Raw genomic sequence first — 26,249 nt, 5'->3', positions numbered from 1 at the left:
AAAATGAAAAAATGGGCTCAACTGGTGCCTTGTTTTATACTCGTGATAGCTTTATGGGCTGGCTGGTTCTCTCTTACCGTAAAGGCCGCTTCTTTTGTGCAAACGTCTGGTACACAATTTTTGTTGAACAATCAACCATTTTACTTTGCTGGCACAAACAACTATTATTTTCATTACAAATCAAAAAAGATGGTAGATGCTGTTTTTGACGATATGAAAGCAATGAATCTAAAGGTCATTCGTATTTGGGGATTTCACGATGGAGCTCCTCAAGAGAATTCAGTTTTGCAATCTAGTCCAGGGGTTTATGAAGAATCGGGTTTTCGAAAATTAGATTATGCGATTCATAAAGCAGGGCAAGAAGGCATAAAGCTAGTCATCCCGCTAGTCAACAATTGGGATGATTTTGGCGGAATGAATCAATACGTTAAGTGGTTTCAGGCAGGCTCACACGATGCCTTTTATACTGATTCTCATATCAAAAATGCTTACAAAAATTATGTGCGCTATGTATTAGAGAGAACCAATACGTATACCGGTGTTCAATATAAAGACGATCCTGCTATTATGACATGGGAGCTTGCCAATGAGCCGCGTGTGCAGTCTGATCCTACAGGGAATATATTAGTGAATTGGGCAAATGAAATGAGTACATGGATCAAATCGATAGATCAGCATCATCTTGTTGCAGTAGGAGATGAAGGATTCTTTCGCATAAAAGGACATGACGATTGGTTGTATGGAGGCGGAGAAGGCGTGGATTGGGACCGTTTGACCGCTCTGTCCAATATCGATTATGGAACCTATCATCTATACCCAGATCACTGGAACAAGTCAGCCGCTTGGGGAGTGAAATGGATTGAAGACCATATCACCCGCGGGGAGGCGATAGGAAAACCTGTTGTACTAGAAGAGTTTGGTTATCAAAATCAATCAGTGCGTCCAGAGGTCTACCGAAGCTGGCTGTTAGCGATTGAGCGGCTCGGAGGGGCAGGCAGTCAATTTTGGATTTTAACAAGCATTCAAGACGATGATTCGCTCTATCCTGATTATGACGGTTTCCGAATCATAAAGGAGAGCAGGGAAGCATCACTCATCAGTGAACATGCAAAAAGAATGAACGAAAAGAACTGATGACGAATGCCCGTTTATAAGGAACTTCATTTGCATAAAAAAATTGGATATGGTATAGTTTTTATGGAAATGCTAACGATTACCGAGACAAGAGTGGGGAAACCCGCTCTTTTGTATTGAACAGGCAATTTTTGTCTCGACATTATTCATCCGTTTTCTGCTCCCCCTGCTCACATAAAGCAGGGTTTTTATGCAGAATGATTGATAAGAGCGTTTATCGAAAGCACAAGGAGGAAGAGAATGAGCAAAAAAGTAGTGGATGTCGTAAGCGAAATGGTGCAGCCAATTTTAGATGGCTTACAGCTTGAACTCGTTGATGTTGAATTTGTCAAAGAGGGTCAAAACTGGTTCCTTCGCGTGTTTATTGACTCTGATAAAGGCGTCGATATCGAAGAGTGTGCCAAAGTGAGCGAAGCCTTGAGCGAAAAGCTTGATGAGGCAGATCCGATTAGCCAAAACTACTTTCTTGAAGTGTCCTCTCCTGGAGCGGAGCGCCCATTAAAGAAAAAAGCTGATTTTGAAAAAGCACTTGGAAAAAATGTTTTCATGAAAACATATGAACCAATTGATGGTGAAAAAGCGTTTGAAGGTGAGCTTACAAGCTTTGATGGTGAGATTGCAACAGTGACAGTGAAGATCAAGACAAGAAAGAAAGAGATCAATATCCCATATGAAAAAATAGCGAACGCAAGATTAGCAGTTTCGTTCAATTAACCTTTCCATTGATATAAGGGGGAACCATAAAAATGAGTAGTGAGTTGTTAGATGCCCTGACTGTTCTTGAGAAAGAGAAGGGTATTAGTAAAGAAATTATTATTGAAGCGATAGAAGCTGCACTCATTTCTGCATATAAGCGTAATTTTAATCAAGCGCAAAATGTTCGTGTTGATTTAAACCGCGAAACGGGAACAATTCGCGTATTTGCAAGAAAAGATGTTGTAGATGAAGTGTATGATTCTCGCCTTGAAATCTCTGTAGATGATGCAGTCAGCATCAACCCGAATTACGTGGTAGGTGACGTGGTTGAGATTGAAGTCACTCCAAAAGATTTCGGACGCATTGCAGCTCAGACAGCGAAACAAGTTGTCACGCAGCGAGTGAGAGAAGCAGAGCGAGGTGTGATCTACACTGAGTTCATCGATCGCGAGGAAGACATTATGACGGGAATCGTTCAGCGAATTGACAGTAAATTCATTTACGTGTCACTTGGCAAAATCGAAGCTCTTCTTCCCGTCAACGAACAAATGCCAAATGAGGAATACAAACCACATGACCGCATTAAAGTGTTCATTACAAAGGTAGAAAAAACAACAAAAGGACCACAAATTTATGTCTCTAGAACACATCCAGGTCTTTTAAAGCGTTTATTTGAAATTGAAGTCCCAGAAATTTATGATGGTACTGTAGAGCTTAAATCGGTTGCTAGAGAAGCTGGGGACCGTTCTAAAATATCTGTTCGTACAGATGATCCTGATGTTGATCCAGTTGGTTCTTGTGTTGGGCCAAAAGGTCAGCGTGTACAAGCAATTGTCAACGAGCTAAAAGGCGAAAAAATTGACATTGTCCATTGGTCTAATGATCCGGTTGAATTTGTTGCCAATGCGTTGAGCCCATCAAAAGTGCTTGATGTCATTGTTAATGAAGAAGATAAGGCGACAACAGTGATTGTCCCTGATTATCAGCTGTCATTAGCGATTGGTAAAAGAGGTCAAAATGCGCGCCTTGCAGCGAAGCTGACTAGCTGGAAAATTGACATTAAAAGCGAAACAGATGCAAGGGAACTCGGTATTTTCCCAAGAACTGAAGACTCTGAATCTCTTTTCTTAGAGGCTGAACCAGTAGCTGAGGAATCTGACGAATAAGAGGTGATATAAAAGGTGAAAAGCCGAAAGAAAATCCCGCTTAGAAAATGCGTCGTGACGGGAGAAATGAAACCAAAGAAAGAGCTAATCCGTGTGGTTCGTTCTAAAGAAGGTGAAGTGTCTGTTGACGCAACCGGAAAAATGAACGGGCGCGGAGCTTACCTTTCTCTCGATAAAGAAACCATTCTTGCGGCAAAGAACAAACGCAGTTTACAGCAGCAATTTCAGACACAGATTGACGAACACATATTTGAAGAATTACTAGAACTAGCTGAAAAGGTGAAAAAACCAAATGACTGAATCTAAGTGGTATCCTTTGCTTGGTCTAGCAAATCGAGCTCGTAAAGTCGTGTCAGGAGAAGATCTGGTGATCAAAGAAGTTAGACATGCGCGTGCTAAGCTGGTTCTTCTTGCAGCAGATGCCTCACCGAACACAGAGAAAAAGGTATCTGACAAATGCAAATTTTATAATGTTCCGGTTAGAAAAATTGAAGACCGTTCCGTTCTCGGACGTTCTATTGGGAAAGAAGCTCGCGTAGTTGTCGCTGTCACTGACCAAGGCTTCGCTAAGAAGCTCATAAGCTTGCTCGATTAATTTATTTGGGGGTGAACGAATGGCTAAAGTGAGAGTATATGAATATGCAAAAGCCATAGATGTTTCAAGTAAAGATATTATAGCAGCGCTTAAGGATATGAACGTGGAAGTGAACAACCACATGGCGACGCTTGAAGACGACACTGTGAAAAAGCTAGACGCTATATATAAAAAAGCCAAAGCAAAAGAGACAACTAACGAGAAACCCGCAGAACAAAAAAAACAATCATCTAACAAAATCAATGATAGAAAGAAGAATGACGTGCAGAATAATCAATTTAATAAAAACAAAAAAAACAACAACCAAAACAAAAACAAACGCGGTGGCAACAAGTCACAGCATCAGCAAGCTAGACCTGTGAAGCCTAAAAAAGAGCTTCCTGAAAAAATTGAATTTACAAATTCAATGACAGTTGGCCAGCTTGCCGAAGAGCTTGGAAAAGAATCAGCTGAAATCATCAAGAAGCTGATGATGCTTGGTGTGATGGCAACCATTAACCAAGAGCTTGATAAAGATACAGTTGAATTAATCGCTTCTGAATATGGTGTTCCAGTAGAGGAAGTTATCATTTTAGAAGAAACTGAACTTGAAAAGTATGAAGTTGAAGATAAAGAAGAAGATATGCAAGTACGCCCTCCAGTTGTGACAATCATGGGACACGTTGACCACGGGAAAACAACCCTTCTTGACAGCATTCGTAAAACGAAAGTCGTTGAAGGCGAAGCTGGTGGAATCACGCAGCATATTGGCGCATACCAAATTGAAGAAAACGGCAAGAAAATCACGTTCCTTGATACACCTGGACACGCAGCATTCACAACGATGCGTGCACGTGGTGCCGAGGTAACTGATACAACAATCCTAGTCGTTGCAGCAGATGATGGCGTGATGCCGCAAACGATTGAAGCCATTAACCATGCGAAAGCGGCAGAGGTGCCAATCATTGTTGCTGTCAATAAAATTGACAAACCAACAGCTAACCCGGACCGTGTGATGCAAGAATTAACTGAACATGGTCTTGTACCAGAAGCTTGGGGCGGCGAAACGATTTTCGTTCCTCTATCTGCGAAAACAGGTGAAGGCATCGATGAATTAATCGAAATGATCCTTCTTGTCAGCGAAGTAGGAGAACTGAAAGCCAACCCACATCGTGCGGCTAAAGGAACTGTCATTGAGGCTGAGCTTGATAAAGGAAGAGGGTCTGTTGCAACCCTTCTAGTTCAAACTGGTACACTTCAAGTAGGTGACCCAATCGTTGTTGGAAATACATTTGGCCGTGTACGTGCAATGGTCAATGACATCGGACGCCGCGTGAAAACAGCAGGACCATCTACACCTGTTGAAATCACTGGTTTAAATGATGTACCAAATGCGGGCGATCAGTTCCTCGTATTCAAAGACGAAAAAACAGCTCGTCAAGTGGGTGAGGCGCGTGCTTCAAAACAGCTTGATGAACAGCGTTCAGACAAATCAAAATTATCTCTAGATGACCTATTTGAGCAAATCAAACAAGGCGAAGTGAAAGATATCAACCTGATCGTGAAAGCAGACGTACAAGGTTCTGCTGAAGCACTGACGGCAGCTCTTCAAAAAATTGAAGTAGAAGGCGTAAAAGTGAAAATCATCCATACGGGTGTTGGAGCGATTACAGAATCTGATATCATTTTAGCAAGTGCTTCTAATGCGATCGTGATCGGATTTAACGTACGTCCTGATGGAAATGCGAAGAGCACAGCTGAAACAGAAAACGTAGATATCCGCTTGCACCGCATTATCTATAAAGTCATCGATGAAATTGAAGCTGCGATGAAGGGGATGCTTGACCCTGAATATGAAGAAAAAGTCATTGGTCAAGTTGAAGTTCGTCAAACGTTCAAAGTATCTAAAATCGGTACAATTGCTGGTGGCTATGTCACTGAAGGAACGATTACAAGAGATAGTGGTATCCGATTAATCCGTGATGGCGTCGTCATTTTTGAAGGCGAAGTCGACGTATTAAAACGATTCAAAGATGACGTGAAAGAAGTTTCACAAGGCTATGAATGTGGTATTACCATTAAGAAATACAATGATATCCGTGAAGGTGATGTCATGGAATCATTCGTTATGCAAGAAATCGAAAGAAAATGATCGGTTATACCGAATGTGAGTGCATCATCTATGATGCATCCTCACTGAAGGAAAAACGTGCGGTTCTTCAGCGTATATTGACAAGAACGCGCCATAAATTCAATGTGTCCATTGCTGAAATGGATTATCAGGATACATGGCAGCGTACATCAATTGGAATCGCCGTGATTTCCTCCTCTCGGGTTCAAGTGGAAAAAGAACTTCAGCGTGTATTAAGCTTTATTGATTCTTTTCCTGAAATTGAACGGACGATCACGAAAACTGAGTGGTTTTAAATTAGAGGTGATAAGATCATGAGCATGAGAGCAACCCGTGTGGGTGAGCAAATGAAAAAAGAATTGGGCGACATCCTTGGCAGAAAGCTGAAAGATCCAAGAATCGGCTTTTTGACTGTAACCGATGTCGAAGTGTCCGGTGATTTGCAAATTGCCAAAGTCTACATTTCTGTTCTTGGCGACGAGAAGAAAAGAGAGGAAACCTTAAAAGGCCTAGCAAAGGCGAAAGGGTATATCCGCTCTGAAATTGGCAATCGAATTAGACTTCGCAAAACACCAGAACTACACTTTGAATTCGATGAATCCGTTGATTACGGTAACCGAATTGAAAGCCTGATTGCTGAACTAAACACAAAAGATCACGAATAAGACGTTGAAATAAGGATAGGCGATGATCGTCTGTCCTTTTTCATCGTTTATGAAAGGAGAGAACGCAGATGATAAATGGTGTTCTTTTATTACATAAAGAAAGAGGAATGACCTCTCACGACTGTGTGTTCAAAGTGAGAAAGATATTGCACACAAAAAAAGTCGGACATACAGGAACACTCGACCCAGAAGTATCAGGTGTTCTGCCCATTTGTATTGGAAGAGCGACGAAAATCGTTGAGTACCTAACAGATAAATCGAAAACGTATGATGCAGAAATCACGATTGGCTTTTCGACGACGACAGAAGATCAAACAGGTGAAGTGGTTGAAGAAAAAAAGGTGCAAAAGCCGATTTTAGAAGAAGAAATTGATGCTGCGCTGAAACAGTTTGAAGGAACCATTGAACAAGTTCCTCCAATGTTTTCTGCTGTGAAAATTGGCGGGAAAAAGCTCTATGAATATGCGAGAGAAGGAATTGAAATCGAGCGGCCAAGCCGTGAAATTACCATCCATCGCATCGAGCGGACTACACCTGTCACATTTGAAGATGGAAACGTGTCATTCAGATTCACTGTTCTGTGCTCAAAAGGTACGTATGTCAGAACCTTAGCGGTTGATATCGGAAAAAAACTAGGGTATCCGGCTCATATGTCACACCTCATTCGCACAGGGTCAGGCGACTTTACACTAGATGAATGTATCACCCTTGATGAGCTTCGTGATATGAGTGAGGAAGGAACGATAGGTGAGCACCTTGTACCGATCGAGCGCGCGCTCAATCATTTGCCGAAATGGGAGATAAATGATACATTAGCAAGTAAAGTGGAAAACGGTGCAGTCCTGCCAATGCCTGATGAATTCGCTCATTTTGCAGAGGAGGATCGTGTCGCTGTTTTTGCTCCTTCAGGTCATTGTATGGCGATTTATATGAAGCATCCGACCAAACAGAACCTGATGAAGCCGGCGAAGATCTTATCTCAGGACAAGCAATCTTAAAGAAAAGGTGACCATCTCGTGAAGACTATACATATTTCACACCCACATACATTGAATCAAAAGGATCAAGCCCCGTCTGTGATGGCTTTAGGGTATTTTGACGGTGTTCACCTCGGACATCAGAAGGTGATTGACGCAGCGAAAAGCATTGCGGAAAAAGCAGGATTGGCCTTAGCTGTCATGACCTTTCATCCGCATCCGTCACATGTTCTACAAAAAGCTCGTGAACCAAAAGACTTAATTACTCCGCTTGAGGATAAAATTGATTTCATTGAAAAGCTAGGCGCTGACTATTTATACATTGTGCAATTCAGCGAAAGCTTTGCAGCGCTGTCCCCTCAGGAGTTTGTAGATCAATATTTGGACGAACTGAATGTGAAGCATGCAGTAGCTGGTTTTGATTTTACGTTTGGCCGGTTTGGTGCAGGCACAATGGAAACGTTCGATGAATACGGGAAAGGGCGTATATCGGCAACCATCGTGCCTAAGCTGTCCAATCAAGACCGGAAAGTCAGCTCTACCCTCATACGCTCCGCATTAAAAAATGGGGACGTTGAGTATGTGAGTGAGCTTTTAGGAAAACCTTATCAGCTGCGCGGCATTGTCATCCATGGAGACAAACGCGGACGAACGATCGGCTTTCCAACAGCCAATGTCGGTTTATCTGCTGAATACATTATTCCTCCAACCGGCGTATATGCAGTGAGAGCAGAAGTGAAAGGCAAAGTGTATGATGGCGTTTGTAACGTTGGATACAAACCAACATTCTATGAAAAGCGTCCGGATCAGCCTGCCATTGAAGTGAATCTCTTTGATTTTAACGAAGAAATTTATGGTGAACCGATTAAATTACAATGGTACAAGCGTATCCGCAGTGAACAAAAATTTAACGGAATCCAGGAATTAACGGCTCAAATTAGTCTAGATAAAGAAGAAGCGATTCAGTTTTTTCAAGATCAGCTCAACCAAACAAAAAAATCATAGAAAAACGGCTCTACCATTTGCAAATTCAGCATATTTTTAGTATGATAATTCCTGTAGCTTTAAAACCACTTACTTGGCAGGCCGACTTCACCGACGGTTGCGAGGTAGATGGGGCTAACATGATTTGGAGGTGAAACAGGATGGCTATTACTCAAGAGCGTAAAACTCAATTAATTAATGAGTTCAAAACACACGAATCTGATACTGGATCTCCAGAAGTTCAGATCGCTGTCCTAACAGAATCAATTAACAACTTAAACGAGCATTTACGTACTCATAAGAAAGATCACCACTCACGTCGCGGTCTTTTGAAAATGGTCGGTAGACGTCGTAATCTTCTTACGTATCTACGTAATAAAGACGTAACTCGTTACCGTGAGTTAATTAACAAACTAGGCTTACGTCGATAATCGTAAAAAGCGGGAGGATTCCCGCTTTTTTATCGTATAATCACTAATATTTTATGGTTAAAATGTTGAAAGAATGGCAAAACCCTTCTACATACAGCTTTTACATTGATATGTGAAAATCATTTTGTTCATAATAAGAAATAACCTAAAACTTTACGACAAGAGAGGAGTTTTTCTCAGAATGGGACAAGAGAAACATGTCTTCACCATAGACTGGGCTGGACGTCAACTGACAGTTGAAACTGGCCAGCTTGCAAAGCAAGCAAACGGAGCGGTCCTCGTACGCTACGGGGATACGGCTGTGCTTAGCTCAGCAACCGCTTCTAAAGAACCTAAACCGCTTGATTTTTTCCCGCTCACTGTGAACTACGAAGAAAGATTATATGCAGTAGGTAAAATTCCTGGTGGCTTCATTAAAAGAGAAGGACGCCCAAGTGAAAAGGCAATCCTTGCGAGCCGCTTAATTGACAGACCAATTCGTCCATTATTTGCAGATGGATTTAGAAACGAAGTACAGGTCATTAGTATTGTCATGAGTGTGGATCAAAATTGTTCATCTGAAATGGCTGCAATGTTTGGCTCATCTTTAGCATTATGTGTGTCTGACATTCCATTTGAGGGACCAATCGCTGGCGTTACAGTAGGACGAGTTGATGGCAAACTGATCATCAACCCAAATGTTGATCAGCTTGAACAAAGCGACATCAACCTTGTTGTGGCTGGAACAAAAGATGCGATCAACATGGTAGAGGCTGGTGCAGATGAAGTGCCAGAAGAAACGATGCTTGAAGCCATCATGTACGGTCATCAAGAGATCAAACGCTTAATCGAATTCCAAGAAGAAATTGTCAAGGCAGTCGGTAAAGAAAAAATCGATATTCCTTTATATGAAGTGGATCAAACGTTAGCAGAAGAAGTAAAAGAACTTGCTGAAGCTGATCTGCTGAAAGCGATTCAAGTACATGAGAAGCATGCTCGTGAAGATGCGATCAGTGCTGTGAAAAAAGCTGTTGTTGAAAAATTTGAAGAAGAAGAGCGTGGCGAAGCGACGGTCAAACAAGCGAAGGATGTACTAAATAAGCTTGTCAAAAACGAAGTTCGCCGCCTGATCACTGAAGAGAAAGTACGTCCAGATGGACGCGGTGTAGATCAAATCCGGCCACTTTCTTCAGAAGTAGGACTTCTGCCAAGAACGCACGGTTCAGGATTATTTACGAGAGGGCAAACACAGGCGCTCAGCATTTGTACATTAGGTGCACTTGGCGATGTACAGATTCTTGATGGTCTAGGTGTTGAAGAATCTAAACGCTTCATGCACCATTACAACTTCCCGCAATTCAGTGTTGGTGAGACAGGCCCAATGCGCGGCCCAGGTCGCCGTGAGATCGGACATGGTGCGCTAGGTGAACGTGCATTAGAACCAGTGATCCCATCCGAAAAAGATTTCCCTTATACGGTACGTCTTGTTTCAGAGGTATTAGAATCAAACGGATCTACATCACAAGCAAGTATTTGCGCAAGCACACTTGCAATGATGGATGCAGGTGTTCCAATTAAAGCCCCAGTTGCTGGGATTGCCATGGGACTTGTTAAATCTGGTGATTACTACACAGTGCTGACAGACATTCAAGGAATGGAAGATGCACTTGGAGATATGGACTTTAAAGTAGCAGGTACATCAAAAGGTGTAACAGCGCTTCAAATGGATATTAAAATCGATGGTCTATCAAAGGACATCTTAGAAGAAGCTCTTCAACAAGCGAAAAAAGGAAGAATGGAAATTTTAGATAGCATGCTGTCAACGATTCCAGCTTCTAGAGGAGAATTGTCACGTTATGCACCAAAAATCCTAACGATGAATATCAATCCTGATAAAATTCGCGATGTCATTGGACCGAGCGGTAAACAAATCAATAAAATCATTGAAGATACCGGTGTGAAAATTGATATCGAACAAGACGGTACAATCTTTATTTCTTCTACAGAAGAAGACATGAACCAAAAAGCGAAGAAAATCATTGAAGATCTTGTCAGAGAAGTTGAAGTAGGTCAGCTTTACTTAGGTAAAGTAAAACGCATTGAAAAATTCGGTGCTTTCCTTGAAATCTTCAGCGGAAAAGATGGACTTGTTCATATTTCTGAGCTTGCGCTTGAGCGTGTTGGCAAAGTAGAAGATGTCGTGAAGATTGGCGACGAATTACTCGTCAAAGTCACTGAAATCGATAAACAAGGCCGAGTGAACCTTTCTCGCAAAGCTGTTTTACGTGAAGAAAAGGAAAAAGAAGAAGAGCAGTCTTAAGTGAGAACAAATAAAATGTGTTAGAAGCCAGGTATTCGTGCCAGGCTTCTTTCTTTTCTTGCGGGTAACATTAGTTCTAGCTTGTTTCTCCCCATCATAATTTGTGGTAAAGGGGAGGGACAACCATTGAAAAAAACGGTACCAATCATTGTGTTTGTATTTTTACTGCTCATGTCATATCAAACGATGAAGCAGCCGGCTGCTGTCACATATATTGAATCAATGAAAGAGCATGCTGAGGTTGCATCTGTTTCGAAAGATATTTTGTATCAAGAGATTGAATCGAAGTCTTCTGACTATGAAGTAAAGGCGCAAAATGCTAAGATTGATAAAGTGTGGAAAAAGATGCCTGGTTTAAATGGACAGACTGTTGATATCGATGCTTCTTATGAAAAAATGAAGAAGCTTGGGACATTCGATGAAAAGCTGCTTGTTTTCAATGAAACAAAACCATCTATTCATTTACAGGAACTTGGTGCTGAGCCCATTTATAAGGGGCATCCAGATAAAAAAATGAATGCATTCCTCATCAATGTGGCTTGGGGTGACGAGCATTTGACAAAGATGTTGAATACGCTAGAAAAGCATCAGGTGAAGGCGACCTTTTTCTTAGAAGGCAAATGGGTGAAAAAGAGCACAAACCTTGCCAAAAAAATCGTGGCAGATGGTCATGAAATTGGAAATCATTCATACAATCACCCGGATATGCGCACACTGACAAGAGAACGAGCATTAGAGCAGATTACCAAAACAAATCGTCAAATTGAAGAATCCCTTGGAAAAAAACCGAAGTGGTTTGCCCCTCCAAGCGGCAGCTTTAAAGAAGAAACAGTGAAGCTTGCCGCAAAAGAAGGAATGGAAACCATCATGTGGACGGTAGACACCATTGACTGGCAAAAACCGTCACCAGACATTTTACAAAAACGGGTTCTTGGGAAAATTCACAATGGGGCGATGATATTAATGCATCCAACAGATGCAACGGCGAAAAGTCTTGACGCACTTATCACTCAAATCAAGGAAAGAGGATATGAATTAGGAACGGTTTCTGACCTCCTAAGTGAAAAAAGACATCCGTGATGCGATCTGTTTGTTGAATAGGAGGAGCAAAACTTGGTCAAAACGTATACATGCCAAAACGGAGTAAGAATTGTACTTGAAAACAATCCCACTGTGAGATCTGTCGCAATTGGCGTCTGGATTGGAACAGGTTCTAGACATGAGACACCAGAAATTAACGGGATCTCACACTTTTTAGAGCATATGTTCTTTAAAGGAACAAAGACGAGATCTGCACGTGATATCGCAGAATCTTTTGACCGCATTGGTGGTCAAGTGAATGCCTTTACGTCAAAAGAATACACTTGTTACTATGCAAAGGTGCTTGATTCACATGCTGGTTACGCCCTCGATGTATTAAGCGACATGTTCTTTCATTCCGCTTTTGATGAAAATGAGCTGAAAAAAGAAAAAAATGTTGTTTATGAAGAAATTAAAATGTATGAGGATACACCTGATGATATCGTTCATGATTTGTTAGGCAAAGCCATTTACGGTGAGCATTCATTAGGGTACCCGATTTTAGGAACAGAGGAAACACTCTCTACCTTTAATGGTGATTCCCTTAGAGCATATATGGATGAATTCTACACGCCGGATCGCGTCGTTATCTCAGTTGCAGGGAATGTAGATGACACCTTCATTCGCGAGGTTGAAAAATTGTTCGGCTCTTATGAAGGGAAAGGGAAAAAGCAGCCTGTAGAAGCTCCGCAATTTCATTATGATAAGCTCACTCGCAAAAAAGAAACTGAACAGGCACATCTATGCATGGGCTTTAATGGTCTTCCTGCTGGAGATAAAGGCATCTATGACTTAATCGTCTTAAATAATGTTCTTGGCGGAAGCATGAGCAGCCGTTTGTTCCAAGATGTAAGAGAAGACAAAGGGCTTGCTTATTCCGTATTCAGCTATCACAGTTCATTTGCAGATAACGGCATGCTGACGATCTATGGCGGGACTGGAGCGAAACAATTAAACCTGCTCTCTGAAACCATTTTACAAACATTAGACGTCTTAAAACGTGAGGGAATCACGCAGAAAGAACTTGAAAATTCTAAGGAGCAAATGAAAGGCAACCTCATGCTCAGTCTTGAAAGCACAAACAGCAAGATGAGCCGAAATGGTAAAAATGAATTGCTCCTTGGCAAACATCGTACGCTCGATGAAATTATTGATGAAATCAATCACGTCACATTAGACGGCGTGAATAACCTATCTAAACGAATCTTTACAGAAGATTATGCGCTCTCGCTTATTAGTCCGACAGGTGATGTTCCTTCTGTATAAACGAAAAACGGCATGTCTTTTGAAGAGATGCCGTTTTTTATGTCCAAAATTGTAAAGATTAATCAGCTAATTTGTTTTGAAGCTGCTGGACAATTTTATTGATTGTCGAAAAATTATCTGTCAATAATTCTTCATCTGCAAATTGAATATCAAAAACCTCTTCTAGTTCCAAAATGAGAGAAACTGCTTTGATCGAATCGAGACCGTGATTCGTTAACTCTTCGTCTGTACCAATAGAAATCTTGCTTTCATTGTCCAAAGAACGCAGGACCAAATCTTGAACTTGACTTGATAGTGAAAGGATATCCGTCGTTTCATTCATCTGCAACGCTCCTTTTTACAAATTTTCTATCATTTACATAAATTAACTATATTAGAATGGAAAAACATTGTAAAGCAGTTTCTACACAAATAGGAATTGTTGATCATTTTCTTCAAAAGAAATATTTGGTAGAGTGAGAAGAAAAGAGACTGGGAAGGATTGATCAATAGATGAATAAAAAAGACCTTGCGCAGCACATTCCCTTATTAAAAAAAGCGGTCTCCATAGACCAAATTGATAAAGGTTATTCCCGGGATCATAAATGGATCGTGACAATGTCATCAGGTGAAAAATACGTCCTTCGATTCACAGAGCAAGACCAATATGAGAAAATAAAGACTCAGTTTGAGTTGCTTGCTAAATTAAAACATCTCGGGGTTCAGTGTGCTGCCCCAGTCAATATGGGTTACTTAGAAGAAAAGCAGCTAGTTTACTATATTTTATCGTTTGTAGAAGGTCAAGAAGCAAAAGAAATCATAACTCAATTAACAGAAGAAAAGCAGTATGCGATTGGGGTAAGTGCTGGAAGGGATTTAAGAAACATGCACAAATATCCGGCACCATCAAATATCGAACCTTGGGAAGATCGTGTGATCAAAAAACATCATCGGTATTTAGAGGCTTACCGAGCAAGTGGTATTTCCCTAGAAGGGGATGAAAAAGTTGCTCGATTTATTGCCGAGCATATAGATGTTGTCAAAAACAGACCTAACCAATTTCAGCATGATGATTTTCATTTAGGTAATATTATTATCAAGAAAAATAAATATGCAGGTGTCATCGATTTTAACAATTTTGATTGGGGAGATCCCATTCACGATTTTTATAAAGTAGCCCTTTTCAGCAGAGAAACAAGCCAGGCCTTTTCGGCTGGTCAAATCAATGGCTATTTTGATGACAAAGTGCCAGATGATTTTTGGCTTCTTTATTCTGTTTATGTCGCAATGAGTATCTTTTCATCGATTATGTGGGTCATTAAATTTGACCCAGGTCAAATGGATGAGATGATTGAAAGACTAGAAAATGTGTTAAAAGATCATGAATATTTTTATCAAATGGAACCACATTGGTATGCACCATATCGCTAGATCACAGTGAAATATAGGACAATTAGGCAGTGATGGAAGTCACTGCCTTTTTTGTTATAATGATACAAATTACACATTGTCATCAGTAAAAACATTTTATATAATCCAAACAAGGATCAAAAAACATGTAAAAAAATTCCGTTTTTTGTTGAAAAAGAGCAAAAGGCTGGTGATGGATTGAAACAAATCGATAAGGATTCAAAGCAGTTATGGCATGTCTATTTATGGACACTTTCATTCTTAAAACCTTATAAAGGTAAAGTCATACTAGTCATGATGAGTGGTTTCATCATTACCTTGAGCGAACTCATTATACCGAAATTTATTCAATATTTTATTGAGACAATTTTGCCATCAAGAGACTTTTCAAAAATGAATGGATTATTGCTAGGGCTAACAGGCCTGATTACTTTTGGTATTATACTGACAGCCGCACGTAATTTATGGCAAAGAAAATTAATTGAACAAGCCTCAAGAGATTCACAATTTGCTGCCTTCCAGCAAATCCGTCAACTCGGTTTCTCATACTACGAACAACATTCTGTTAGTGAAACACTCTCCTTTGTGAACACACAAACACGAGCTGTACAAGAAATTTACAGACGATACTTCCCACAATTTATCAATCAGACATTATTTATCACCATCTCACTCTACTTTATGATACAAATTTCTATCTTACTCACACTTATCATCATTCCAAGTTTTATTCTCTACTATATCTTTGGACCATGGCTTGAAAAAAAGGCAACCGTCTATGGCAGACAAAGTGCTGAAGGTTTTCGCACGCTGCAAACAAAATTATACGAAAGTCTTGCTTCGATGGAAGAGCTTAGAATATTAGGCTATATGAATTGGGATATGAAGCGGATTCAAAAACTTCATGAACAGGTAAGACAAGATCATGAAAAAAATGTTTTTTTCGCCTATTTACGAGGAAGCAACCGCCGTCTCACTTATTATATTGGCGCTCTTGCTACTTTTGGTGTCGGTATCTACCTTGTGAAAAATGGCCAGCTGACAACAGGCGGTTTTGTGGCATATATACTATATTATTTTTCTGCAATGCATATGCTCACTTCCATTGTCACACTTTTAACAGAACAACGAATCTTAACCTTTCAAATTGAACCGTTATATCATTTTATGAAAAAAACACCTGATATTAGAGAACCTCAGCAGCCGATTCTGCTTGAACAGGTGAAAGGCGATATCGTGTTTCATGACATCGATTTTCACTATCCAAATCATCCGCCTTTATTAAAAGGGATGAATCTACATATTCGACGTGGTGAAAAAGTGGCGCTTGTCGGTACAAGCGGGGGAGGGAAAACTTCATTTCTCAAACTAATTGGTCGCTTTTATGACCCTGCATCTGGGGTCATTACAATTGATGGAATTGATTTGCGCCGTTTACCAACTAGTCAAATAAGAGCTGCGATGGGGTTTGTCTTTCAAGAAACATTTTTATTCAATATGAGTGTAAAAGACAATATTCGCTTTGGAGATACGAGTCTTACAGATCAACAACTCGTTGAAGCTGCTAAAAAAGCTGATTGCGATTCATTTATAAGAGAACTAGAACATGGATATGACACCATACTTGGGGAAAGGGGATTAAAACTTTCTGGCGGTCAAAAACAAAAGATAGCTATTGCTAGACTATTTGCTAAGAATCCAAGCATTGTCTTGCTCGACGAAGCAACAGCATCTCTTGACAGTGTCAGCGAGCAAAAAGTTCAGCAGGCATTGCATCAAACATTCAAAGAGTCCACTGTCATTGCAATCGCTCATCGGCTATCAACAGTGAGACATTTTGACAGAATTATCTTCATAAAAGATGGTTGTATATTAGAGGCCGGACATTTTAACGAATTGATGAGGAAAAAGGGACATTTTTACCAATTAGCGTCTGACCGATCAGAAAAGGAGGCAGGTGTAACATGAAAAAAAACTGGCTGTTTCTTTTGATCGCAAGACAAAAATGGATGCTCTTCCTCGCCCTTTTATTTGTTTTGATAGAGGCTGCAGCGAATTTAGCAATGATTGGGCTCCAAAAGTGGCTGATTGACGATGTTCTTTTGAGTAATGGCGGTGAACAATTCCGTCATATCTTAATGCTGTTTGCCATTGTCTTCTTCGTATATGTTGTGATGTTTGTTGTCAGCCCATATGTAATGCATAAAAACTACCTTTCTATTCACCATTCATTGCAAAAAAAGATGATGGATCAGCTTCAGCAAGTATCGATGAGAAGCTATAAAAAACATCCTGTTAGTTTTTATTTACACAAGCTCAATCAAGATGTAAAGACAGTCGCTGTCACTGCTGCTTTACATATACCGAAAATCGTCCAAACCATTTTCATGGCTGTTGTTTTATCACTCATTTTACTATCTGTGAGTCCTATATTATTTTTCCTGCTTCTTTTTGCAAGCACTTGTTATTTCATTGTTGGTAAAACAATGGCGAATAAGGCAACAATCATAGCAAAAGATGTGCAGGAGAGAAAGTCAGATTTATTTGTGCATGTTGAAGAAGGTATTTCTTCTACAAGAGAAATTGTGGCATTTGACAGGCGCAAATGGGAGATCGGTTTGTATGAAAAGCTATTCAACAAAATGATGGATAGCGTGATGAAAGAAGGTAAGTTTCAAAATAAGCTTCTTTTTTTGACAGAACCATTGAAATGGTTAGGCATATTGTCTGTGCTTTTGTTTGGAACGTATCAAGTAGCAGCAGGAAAAATGTCAATCGGTTTATTTGTCGTCATTTATCAATATGCATCTCAATTAATGAAGAGTTATCAGGAATTATTTCAGTATGTTTTTGAATTTTTTCACCAGCGTGCATCGATTCATCGAATCAGAGAAGTGTTGCATGTGGAAAGTGAATCAAAAGGAACAAAACGTATAGATGATGTTGAAGATATACTGTTTGAAGAGGTTTGTTTCTCTTATGAACAGACAGCAAAGGGAGCTTTAGACAGGCTGAATCTTCATATTCCAAAGGGGAAGAAAGTCGCCATTGTTGGTGCGAGCGGCAGCGGGAAATCGACCATTTCAAAGTTGGCTGTAGGACTCTATAGACCAGATAGTGGGAAGGTTCTAGTGAATGGAGTCGATCTAACAGACATCGAGGCATCCCATTTTTTAAAACGAGTAGCAGTTGTGCCTCAAGAGCCCTATTTTTTTCCGGATTCTATACGTATGAACTTAATCATGGGATTAACAGATATTACTAATGAGCAACTTGAACAAGTTTGTGAGATTGCGCAAATTCTTTCCTTCATAAAAGGGCTTGAAAAAGGGTTTGATACAGTGATTGGAGAGAGAGGGATTTCCCTATCAGGCGGACAAAGACAGCGTTTAGCTATCGCAAGAGCTCTTCTAAAACAAGCTGATTTACTGATATTAGATGAAGCGACATCCGCACTTGATCGGCAGACAGAAAGGATGGTGCAAAAAGGAATCGACGATGCTCAAGGGGGAAACACCATGCTGGTCATTGCGCACAGGTTATCGACCATACAAAATGCAGATATGATCTATGTACTGGAGAACGGTGTTGTTCAAAGCTGCGGCACCCACGAGGAGCTGATGGAAGCCTCCTCGCATTACCGCTCTTTATTTATGGCGCAAGTCATTACAGCGTCTTAGTTAGTTTGTTTTTAACCAAAGTAAAGAGTCGATCTAAGGTGCGGAAGTGGTCTGGGTGTAGTTCTTCGTCTTCAAACGCAACATGAAAGGTATCCTCAAGTGAAATAACAAAAGAGACGATTTGTACAGAATTTAATCCTAAAGCTTTTAAACTATCATCTCGACTTGGCTGCTCAGTGAGTGACAACTTATTCATCACCAGCTCGACAATCTTTTCTTCAACTGCTGTTAATGTCTGTTCATTCATGTCGTGGCTCCTTTCTAAGAGATCGATATACTCTACATTTTGGTTGATTCAGGAAAAAAATGCAATTGTTTTTACAAATCTATGATAAGGGGTTGCATTCATTGTCATATGTAAGCTATCAGAAAAAAGGTGTTCGTGTAGTATTAGGCGCAGATGAATCAATACAGAATCTAGTCATAAGTAAAGTTCATCCCTATATTGATTGCAACAAAACAACAGGGACACATGAAGGAATTTGGACGATTTTAACAGGTGAATACGCACAAAAAATTCAAAAAGAAATGACACTTGATGAAGTATTTTACGAAACCAAGATGGAACCACGCTGCCGCTACCTTTATGACGGAGAGAAAAAAGTGATCGTCATTGACGAGCCAAAGGATGTGCGGTGGGTGACGCAACACGCATTACGGCTAATAAGAGTTCTGCTTCGTCTTATGTGTTATCAAAAGGGACTCATCTATTTGCACGGCGGCATAATGGAGATGAATCATAAAGGTGTTGCACTGATAGGTGGGTCTAGAGCGGGGAAAACGTCCACAATTTTATCCTTGTTAGCCTTAACCGATGCCCGTTATATAACAAACGATGACATAGGTATTGAATACAAGGACAATCAGTACACAGGAACTGGATGGCCGAGATCAATGAGTATTCGGAAAGATTCATTTGAAGCAATCGAAGCGCTCGATACTCAATACAGGCTTCAAACATCGAGTCATCCATTTAATCAAGATGATAAGAAATATCATTTTGTATATCCAGAGGAATTAGAAAAATGGTTTGCACGTGAAGTGAAAACAAAGGGGAAAATCGATGTGATCGTGTTTCCTGAATTTTTACCTCACGGACAAACTGGTGCAGCGCTTTCTAAAATCACTCCACAAGAGGCAGCTGAGCGCCTGAAGCAGCATGCGGTCATCAATCCTGGAAGACATAACGAGTTCTTACTACCTTATTTCACATTGCCGACAGCTCAAGAGTTAGAACCATTTCTTGACACACTTGCGAAAAAGATCCCTTGTTATTCATTAAAGCAGGCATTTACTTCTTTAGAGAAAGGAACGGCCTTACTTCAAGAGCTTCTTGAACAATCTGACATTGTGGTTTGAGTCTTTTTGGAGGTGAATCATGGTTGAGCAGGAGTATAAATATTTGCTGTCACGGATAGATTTTCAACACATACACGACATGTTAAGTCGAAGTCATCAACCTACTCATATACTTAACTTCAATTACTACTACGACACCCCAGATTTTTTATTTAAGCGATTTGGCTATACGATACGTATCCGTCAAATCGGCGATAAACTAACACTTGAGATAAAAAGTCCCAGTCAAACCTCTGGATATAAAAGAATAAGAGAAGAAACTTCATTTCCTATTGATGATTTACCGCAAAAGTTAGATTTAAAGAACCTATTAACGTCTCTGCCTTTTACATTCACTCAACATCCAGAATTATTAGGGTTATTAGTAACTGAACGCACAACCTTTTACATTGAGACAGGCGTAAAAGTGGACTTGGATCAAAGCAGCTATCTTGGGATCACAGATTATGAATTAGAAATTGAATATGACAGTGAAAAGGCGTATGAGGCAGATAAATGCTTTTATACACTAACTGGTGATTTGGACATGCCAGCTAATCGAAAAGGGAAACGTTCTCGATTTATCACAAGATTTAAATCGTTATACGGGAAGGAGTAGTCAAGCATGCGGGCTGTTTTGGATCAATCGACTCTCTCAAATGAGCAGAGGCTGTTATTACTTGGCTCACGTATTCAATTAAATGAACAAGAAGAAGAGTCCATTAGAGACTTATTGAAAGATGGCATAGATATGCCGAAGTTTATCGGACTTGCATCTAGACATAAGGTGCTTCAGCTCATTACACCTCATTTGATTCGCCTTGATGTCGAAAAAAGCATAACGACGACGTACAAGTTTTTGCTTCACTATCAATATATAGGTAATCGTCAAAAGAATATGGTGAGATTTCAAGAATTCCAGCGTCTTTTACAAATATTTCGAGAGGCAAAGCTGAAAGCGGTCCCCCTCAAAGGAGCCATATTAACACCGCTTGTATACAAAGATTATGGACTGCGAATGATGTCGGACCTTGACTTCTTGATTCATCCAGATGATCGAAAGAGTGCTTCTTTATTGCTCAAGAATGAAGGTTTTATTATTGGGAAATATGATTGGACAACAGATCAGGAAATTCCGATTTCTCGTGAAGAAGAAATGATGTGGAGAATCAATGCGGGGAATCTCTATTCTCATGTTAAACGTAGCGGAGAAGACTTTTTGAAGGTACACCGCGTCGATTTTTCTTATGATGTTGAGCTCAAAAAAAACTATCAGGCAACAAGTGCCTTGCTGGATGCTTCAGAAGAAAAAGTATTTTTTCAAACGGACACCTATTTGCTTCAACCTTTAGATTTTCTCATCCATCTTGCTTTCCACCTATACAAGGAGGCAACAAATGTACAGTATGTCTACTTACATGCAGATCTTAATTTGATCAAGTTTTGTGATGTAAGGGAGTATGTCATGTACGCTGAAGAACAAAACCAGCTTGAGTGGCATGCCTTGCAAGAAAGAGCGAAAGAACTAGGGGCTGAAAAAGCACTTTTTTACACGTTTACTTTTTTAGACTTATTGTATCAAACGAATTATATTGACCAAATGCCGCAGCTAGACATGAGTGATCAATCGTTCTTGGAAGCCTATGGTGAAAATGATTTCGGCTCTTTGAAAACCTGGAAAAAATCCTTTGTCGATCGTTTTTTTAGTCTGGATAATCGCGATGAGCTTGAAGAGGAACCAGTTATACAGCTGTTTCCTGAAAGGCAATAGTCAATTGAAGAGGAGGAATCTAAATGGATTTAAAGGCGCTCTTTAAAAAACCCGAGGAAGCGTTTCCATATAAAAAATCGTTTGTGTTTGCAGGTATTCATTTTCAAATTCTATCAACCGAATCGCTTGCTATTGAAGATATTGAACATTATATACCGAAAGAGCCAGTCAGCCATATGGGCGATCTATCTTCCCAGATTGACATACGATTTATCATTGATCCGGTGCTCGAACAATCCATTCGCAGCGATTGCTTCGAAACAGGTGAAACCATTACAGCAAAAAGGAAGTTTACTTACAAACGATTGAAGTCAGACGATCTCATCTTATTTGCATCACATGAAGGTGACGAGCCGCACAGTGTGGCGGTTGATAAAGGGCGCTATGCTGTGATCGGAAAAAGCAAAAATGAGTCTGCCATACGCTGTCCACTGCGAATCGTTCGAGAAATTGCGCTTAGAACGCTAGAAAATCAGGGGGGATGTTTTACGCATGCAGCAGCGGTCTCTTTTGAAGAAGGTAAAAAAGGAGCGTTAATTATAGGGGATAAAGGTGCAGGGAAGTCTACCACTATGTGGCAGTTTTTGCATAATGGAGGAGCAGATTTTATCACAAATGATCGTTCTATTTCTATGCTTGAAGGTCAGGAGCTCACTGTTTATGGATGGCCGATGTGCTTGGCGCTTGGAGTAGGAACTGTCCAGGCAACAACGAACATACAGGAATTAAAAAATAGAACATTTAGCAGGTCTCAAGATGAAAGAATATGGGATGAAACCATTTCAACAGAAGAAGAAGCGAAAGAAAAATGGGCGAGCGGCTGTAAGTTTGAAATCACGCCAAAAGAAGCTGCTGAAATGACGGGAGCAACCATTCGAAGCTCAACTAAAGTAGATATGGTGATTTTCCCCTCACTCAAAATAGGGTCAGGTGAGATTAGGCTGGTGCCAGTAAAAAAAGATGATCAAAAAGCGAAAGACATTATGTTAGCAAATATAAGAGAGCCAGAAGATCCTGATTATTTAAAAGGCTGGCTCGGACTTCGAAGTGTTTCAGATACCTTTCTTGAACAAAAGGCATCTGAGCTCATCCATCACTTGTTTAATATGCCATGTTTTTATTTAGAGGGCGATCCCCGGAAGCTGCAGGAAGCGATTCCAGATTTATTAAACAAAAAAGCAAGTTCAATTTAAAGAGACGATTGTCTAAACATTCGCTTGAGCCGGTCTTCACGCTTTTTTATCTGTTCGTTATCTGCTGGCAGCATGAGCTGAAAGAGCCTATCGGCAATCGGCCTTGCGATCCGTTCGTCAGAGTTTAATAGAATGCAAATGCCTAATTTTTGTTTTGGGATGAATCCGATATAGGAGGTGAATCCTTTAATTTCTCCGCTATGTTCAGCTAAGGTGAATCCGTTGAAAGGTCTTAAAAACCATGAAAGGCCAACGCCTCTGCTGAAATCTTCTTCAACCATAACGGGGCTTTGCATTTCCTTTAACGAATGCTGATGAAGCAGGCGGCTTCCGCCATATTGAGCTTGGATGAGTTGAATCAAATCATCTGCGGTAGAGAATAGTCCACTTGAACCGTCTTCCCAAGATGGTGTTTCAGCACTTGGATAGGATATATCAGATAAGCCAGATGAAGAAACTGTATACCCTTTTGCTGTGAATGCTGTTTCAATAAACCCAGTTTGCTTCAAATGGAGCGGATCTAGAATGCGGGATTGCATTAACTTTCTAAATGGTTGGCCACTCACTTTCTCTAGTACTTTACTTAAAATAGAATAGCCAAGGCTAGAATAATTGATGATAGACCAAGGTGGTGTGAATATGGTGAGCAAGTCAATACACTCAGCTAATGTTATTTCTCTTATATGGCTCGCTTTATCGAGTGTTTTGGGCAGGCCCGATATATGAGAGGCAATCATACGAAAAGTGAGAGGAACTGGTTCAGACACATGACTTTTTAATAAAGATAGTAAAGGTTCGTAAGTATGAATGGGTTCATCGAGTTGAATCAACCCTTCATCTCGCAGTTTCATCATGACCATTGCAGTAAAAGGTTTCGTCACAGAACCAATTCGAAAGGTTGTGTCTTTTGTGACTGGAGTGCCACTATCCATATCAGCTAGGCCCTCATGCCATGACCAAATTTGTTCAGCTTCATGAGAAATGCAAATGGAGCAGCCGGGAATTTGATGTTGATTCAATAACTTCTTAATGTCAGTGGTTGTATCTTGCAAACGTTGCAGGGTCAATTCATTGATCAAAATAGACACCTCTTTCATACAGAATATATATATATTACCAAATATTTCGTGTGGAATTAAGGTGATCTATCATTACTTTTCATATTTTAAATGAGAGCGGGCGATAGATGATGAAAACAATTCAAAAAACAATTCTTGATATTTTAAAAGGTGATGGCCAAGATATTGAACAAATTCCATATGAGCTTGTGGAACGCAAAGGGGTAGGGCATCCAGATACCATGTGTGATGCCATAGCAGAAAGAGCTTCTCAATACTATTCTCAATATTGCATGGAGCATTTCGGAAGAGTAGCACATCATTGGTTTGACAAAGTGATGCTTCTTGGGGGAGATGCTGATGTACAGTATGGGAAAGGAACGATGGTCAAGCCTTATCAAGTTGTATTTGCTGGAAAAGGAGCGTATGCATACGGCGAAGAGCCAATCCCTCTGAAGAAAATCCTATTTGATGCGGCCAAGGATGTGTTATCAGAAGTGACAACAGGATTCGATCCTGACGAGCATCTCGTCATTGACTGCCGAATCGTCGATCATCAAGGGGCTGGTCGTAAAAACTCGAGATATCGTCCGATGATTGAAACAGACATGATTGAGATCGGCGATCCAAAGCTAGTTTCAAATGACTGTAACCTATTACATGCTCATGCACCATTAAGCCGTCTTGAAAAGTTGGTTCTTTATACAGAGCGTTATGTGAATGGGCCAGATTTCAAAAGGGTAAACCCAGATACCGGCTGGGACGTGAAAATATTTGGAAGCAGGCGGCATGAAGACTTCAAACTCATTGTGAATATGCCTTTTTTAGCAAAAGATATTCATAGCCTTGAAGAGTATTTTTCCCGTAAAAAAGAATGCCAGGATCAAATCGCACAGTATATTGATGAAACGTTAGGACTTAAACCGGATCTCATGCTAAACGCAACCGATCGCAACGGTCGTCCATATTTAACAGCACTTGGATCTGTTGCTGATACTGGGGATGTGGGAGTAGTTGGCAGGGGGAATAGACTAAATGGACTCATCACGCCAATGCGGTCGATGAGTATTGAAGCTCCAGCTGGAAAAAACCCACTTGATCATACAGGGAAATTGTACGGAGTGCTGGCTCAAAGGTTGGCAGATCAAATTTTTGAGACCATTCAAAAGCCGACAGAAGTGCATATCTTTACTTCAAAAGAGGCACCTCTCCATAACCCTGATGAAATTTCCGTCCGTATTCAACAATGGGATGGAGATGAGGATGAAAGAAAGCAAATTGAAAATCTCGTCATGAAGGCTGTTCATTCAATGGGCGATGTCACAAAGGATTTAATTTTTAAAGGCGTTACAATGTGGTAAAAAAGATGAAAAAAAAAGTCATTGATGCAGTCCATGCATGTGTGAATACACAAGAGCCTTTGACAGTGACAATTCAACCGTACGAAGTCAAAAAACATCAGGATGTGAATCAACATCATGTTCTCATCATGCTCAAGCCTGAATTAACCAACATCAATCAGGGGGTTCAGCTGGATCGAATACTAGATGAATTACTGAACCGATTAGCTAATGATGATGTAGAAATAGGGGCCGTCCGCGTTTTGTCATCCTTATATTTGAAAGAAGAGAAAATATTAGAAAATCAATATGGGATGCTCAATCGGATTTCTAGAAACGGTTTGAGCGAATTGTCAGAAGCAGCAAAAAAGGTGCTGTCAACAAAATACCCGGAGTATAGAACGAAGGAACATTTGATTTATGGAGGACATCAATTTTTACAAAAGTATCAAGAGCTCACGCCATATGGTTTAGAGCTTTTAACAAGAAATGTCAAGGTGGATAAGTTAGGTGCAGGGACATATGCAATTGAGGCCGAGGTGGACGGAGAAAAGATGCTCCTGCTCAATTCATTCCATCCTTGTCAAATTGATTGGTTCACTGCTCCGAGGCGGTCTGTTATCGTCATTGAATGCTTTACCCAAAAGCCAATGAGGGTGATGAGAGAACACTTTATTGGTGCAACTGATCCTCACGAAGCGAGAGAAGGCTCTTTTAAACACATGCTGCTCACAGAGCAAAAAAGGTTCAGCATAACAAACGTGTGTACACGGTTTAACGGCATACATCTTTCGCCAGGTCCTATAGAGGCAATGGCCGGAATGATTCGTTATTTTAGTACATCTGGAAAAAGGCTGTCACCTTCACATACACTTTTTGGCCAGTTGTTAAGGGAAAATGGCTTTTCAGCTGAGGAATTAGATTTATTATGTGAAGATGTGTCCATCAGTTCAAGTGGTACAAGAGAAACACCTGTATTTGAATTAACTGAAAACCTAAACTGGGATGAAGCGCTCACTTTACTATTAAAAGTAAAAAACGACATCCAAAAGCATGAACGTGTTCTGTAACGGAGGG

The 26,249-nt window shown here is 40.3% G+C and carries 26 protein-coding genes; 23 read left to right on the top strand and 3 right to left on the bottom strand.

All coding sequences use genetic code 11. From position 1 onward, the window contains the following. Nucleotides 1-3: 3 nt before the first annotated feature. From R0K30_RS03905 to R0K30_RS03840, 14 genes are all read left to right on the top strand, one after another. On the top strand, nt 4-1,134 hold the full coding sequence (locus R0K30_RS03905) for a glycoside hydrolase 5 family protein (protein ID WP_410609283.1): 1,131 nt from the start codon (nt 4-6) through the stop codon (nt 1,132-1,134). A 240-nt stretch (nt 1,135-1,374) separates the two neighbouring features. Next, nucleotides 1,375-1,848 (top strand): ribosome maturation factor RimP, encoded by a 474-nt coding sequence (gene rimP, locus R0K30_RS03900; RefSeq protein ID WP_003211398.1) that lies wholly within the window; start codon nt 1,375-1,377, stop codon nt 1,846-1,848. A gap of 32 nt (nt 1,849-1,880) precedes the next feature. After that, nucleotides 1,881-2,996 carry a transcription termination factor NusA gene (nusA, locus tag R0K30_RS03895; RefSeq protein ID WP_099725834.1) on the top strand — a complete coding sequence of 372 codons (1,116 nt, stop codon included), beginning with the start codon at nt 1,881-1,883 and terminating at the stop codon, nt 2,994-2,996. Between the two features lie 15 nt (nt 2,997-3,011). Then, nucleotides 3,012-3,296, top strand: a complete 285-nt coding sequence (gene rnpM / locus R0K30_RS03890; protein WP_008344742.1) for an RNase P modulator RnpM — start codon at nt 3,012-3,014, stop codon at nt 3,294-3,296. Then, complete coding sequence (locus tag R0K30_RS03885) at nt 3,289-3,591, top strand: YlxQ family RNA-binding protein (RefSeq protein WP_034317646.1); 303 nt, start codon at nt 3,289-3,291, stop codon at nt 3,589-3,591. Before rnpM ends, R0K30_RS03885 begins: the two co-directional genes overlap by 8 nt. Before the next feature lie 19 nt (nt 3,592-3,610). Further along, a complete protein-coding gene (gene infB / locus R0K30_RS03880; protein ID WP_410609280.1) occupies nt 3,611-5,722 on the top strand; it encodes a translation initiation factor IF-2 in 2,112 nt (703 codons plus the stop codon). Continuing rightward, the gene (locus R0K30_RS03875; RefSeq protein ID WP_099725832.1) at nt 5,719-5,997 is read left to right on the top strand and encodes a DUF503 domain-containing protein; all 279 of its coding nucleotides are present in this window, start codon (nt 5,719-5,721) and stop codon (nt 5,995-5,997) included. Before infB ends, R0K30_RS03875 begins: the two co-directional genes overlap by 4 nt. Before the next feature lie 18 nt (nt 5,998-6,015). Next, nucleotides 6,016-6,366 carry a 30S ribosome-binding factor RbfA gene (gene rbfA, locus R0K30_RS03870; RefSeq protein ID WP_007499525.1) on the top strand — a complete coding sequence of 117 codons (351 nt, stop codon included), beginning with the start codon at nt 6,016-6,018 and terminating at the stop codon, nt 6,364-6,366. A gap of 68 nt (nt 6,367-6,434) precedes the next feature. Continuing rightward, on the top strand, nt 6,435-7,364 hold the full coding sequence (gene truB / locus R0K30_RS03865; protein WP_367307636.1) for a tRNA pseudouridine(55) synthase TruB: 930 nt from the start codon (nt 6,435-6,437) through the stop codon (nt 7,362-7,364). Nucleotides 7,365-7,382: 18 nt separating this feature from the next. After that, on the top strand, nt 7,383-8,348 hold the full coding sequence (ribF, locus tag R0K30_RS03860) for a bifunctional riboflavin kinase/FAD synthetase (RefSeq protein ID WP_099725830.1): 966 nt from the start codon (nt 7,383-7,385) through the stop codon (nt 8,346-8,348). A 140-nt stretch (nt 8,349-8,488) separates the two neighbouring features. Next, a complete protein-coding gene (gene rpsO, locus R0K30_RS03855) occupies nt 8,489-8,758 on the top strand; it encodes a 30S ribosomal protein S15 (RefSeq protein ID WP_008354438.1) in 270 nt (89 codons plus the stop codon). Nucleotides 8,759-8,939: 181 nt separating this feature from the next. Next, nucleotides 8,940-11,057, top strand: a complete 2,118-nt coding sequence (pnp, locus tag R0K30_RS03850; protein WP_099725829.1) for a polyribonucleotide nucleotidyltransferase — start codon at nt 8,940-8,942, stop codon at nt 11,055-11,057. Nucleotides 11,058-11,228: 171 nt separating this feature from the next. Continuing rightward, on the top strand, nt 11,229-12,137 hold the full coding sequence (locus R0K30_RS03845; protein ID WP_256499666.1) for a polysaccharide deacetylase family protein: 909 nt from the start codon (nt 11,229-11,231) through the stop codon (nt 12,135-12,137). A 33-nt stretch (nt 12,138-12,170) separates the two neighbouring features. Continuing rightward, entirely contained in the window at nt 12,171-13,403 is a 1,233-nt protein-coding gene (locus tag R0K30_RS03840; protein WP_099725827.1) for a M16 family metallopeptidase, read from the top strand. 58 nt (nt 13,404-13,461) lie between these two features. Here R0K30_RS03840 and R0K30_RS03835 read toward each other — a convergent pair whose 3' ends face one another. Next, on the bottom strand, nt 13,462-13,725 hold the full coding sequence (locus R0K30_RS03835; RefSeq protein ID WP_367307634.1) for an acyl carrier protein: 264 nt from the start codon (nt 13,723-13,725) through the stop codon (nt 13,462-13,464). A gap of 170 nt (nt 13,726-13,895) precedes the next feature. On the opposite strand from R0K30_RS03835, the gene R0K30_RS03830 reads away from it, so the two are divergent. From R0K30_RS03830 to R0K30_RS03820, 3 genes are all read left to right on the top strand, one after another. After that, nucleotides 13,896-14,813: an aminoglycoside phosphotransferase family protein gene (locus R0K30_RS03830; protein WP_410609275.1), complete on the top strand. Its 918-nt coding sequence runs from the start codon at nt 13,896-13,898 to the stop codon at nt 14,811-14,813. 177 nt (nt 14,814-14,990) lie between these two features. Next, a complete protein-coding gene (locus tag R0K30_RS03825) occupies nt 14,991-16,760 on the top strand; it encodes an ABC transporter ATP-binding protein (RefSeq protein ID WP_230030162.1) in 1,770 nt (589 codons plus the stop codon). Further along, nucleotides 16,757-18,472 carry an ABC transporter ATP-binding protein gene (locus R0K30_RS03820; RefSeq protein WP_099725823.1) on the top strand — a complete coding sequence of 572 codons (1,716 nt, stop codon included), beginning with the start codon at nt 16,757-16,759 and terminating at the stop codon, nt 18,470-18,472. Before R0K30_RS03825 ends, R0K30_RS03820 begins: the two co-directional genes overlap by 4 nt. Here the strand turns inward: R0K30_RS03820 and R0K30_RS03815 are convergent. Further along, complete coding sequence (locus tag R0K30_RS03815) at nt 18,459-18,719, bottom strand: acyl carrier protein (protein WP_099725822.1); 261 nt, start codon at nt 18,717-18,719, stop codon at nt 18,459-18,461. The two genes, R0K30_RS03820 and R0K30_RS03815, sit on opposite strands and share 14 nt — an antisense overlap. Nucleotides 18,720-18,820: 101 nt before the next feature. Between R0K30_RS03815 and R0K30_RS03810 the strand changes: the two genes are divergently transcribed. From R0K30_RS03810 to R0K30_RS03795, 4 genes are read left to right on the top strand one after another with little or no spacing between them, the layout of a single operon-like run. Next, a complete protein-coding gene (locus R0K30_RS03810; protein WP_410609272.1) occupies nt 18,821-19,831 on the top strand; it encodes a hypothetical protein in 1,011 nt (336 codons plus the stop codon). Nucleotides 19,832-19,850: 19 nt separating this feature from the next. Continuing rightward, a complete protein-coding gene (locus R0K30_RS03805; protein WP_099725820.1) occupies nt 19,851-20,429 on the top strand; it encodes a CYTH domain-containing protein in 579 nt (192 codons plus the stop codon). Nucleotides 20,430-20,435: 6 nt separating this feature from the next. Then, entirely contained in the window at nt 20,436-21,581 is a 1,146-nt protein-coding gene (locus R0K30_RS03800) for a nucleotidyltransferase domain-containing protein (protein ID WP_410609269.1), read from the top strand. A 23-nt stretch (nt 21,582-21,604) separates the two neighbouring features. Further along, on the top strand, nt 21,605-22,774 hold the full coding sequence (locus R0K30_RS03795) for a phosphoenolpyruvate carboxykinase (ATP) (RefSeq protein WP_099725818.1): 1,170 nt from the start codon (nt 21,605-21,607) through the stop codon (nt 22,772-22,774). Here R0K30_RS03795 and R0K30_RS03790 read toward each other — a convergent pair. Beyond that, complete coding sequence (locus R0K30_RS03790) at nt 22,771-23,853, bottom strand: serine hydrolase domain-containing protein (protein WP_180275451.1); 1,083 nt, start codon at nt 23,851-23,853, stop codon at nt 22,771-22,773. The two genes, R0K30_RS03795 and R0K30_RS03790, sit on opposite strands and share 4 nt — an antisense overlap. A gap of 110 nt (nt 23,854-23,963) precedes the next feature. On the opposite strand from R0K30_RS03790, the gene R0K30_RS03785 reads away from it, so the two are divergent. Together R0K30_RS03785 and R0K30_RS03780 are read left to right on the top strand one after the other, a co-directional pair. After that, nucleotides 23,964-25,193 carry a methionine adenosyltransferase gene (locus R0K30_RS03785; RefSeq protein WP_099725998.1) on the top strand — a complete coding sequence of 410 codons (1,230 nt, stop codon included), beginning with the start codon at nt 23,964-23,966 and terminating at the stop codon, nt 25,191-25,193. Between the two features lie 5 nt (nt 25,194-25,198). Then, nucleotides 25,199-26,242: a hypothetical protein gene (locus R0K30_RS03780; protein WP_410609266.1), complete on the top strand. Its 1,044-nt coding sequence runs from the start codon at nt 25,199-25,201 to the stop codon at nt 26,240-26,242. Nucleotides 26,243-26,249: the final 7 nt, after the last annotated feature.

Origin of the sequence: Bacillus sp. SIMBA_154, assembly GCF_046536015.1 — a bacterium.
GTDB lineage: Bacteria > Bacillota > Bacilli > Bacillales > Bacillaceae > Bacillus > Bacillus pumilus_P.
This window is presented reverse-complemented; position numbering and strand designations above follow the sequence as displayed.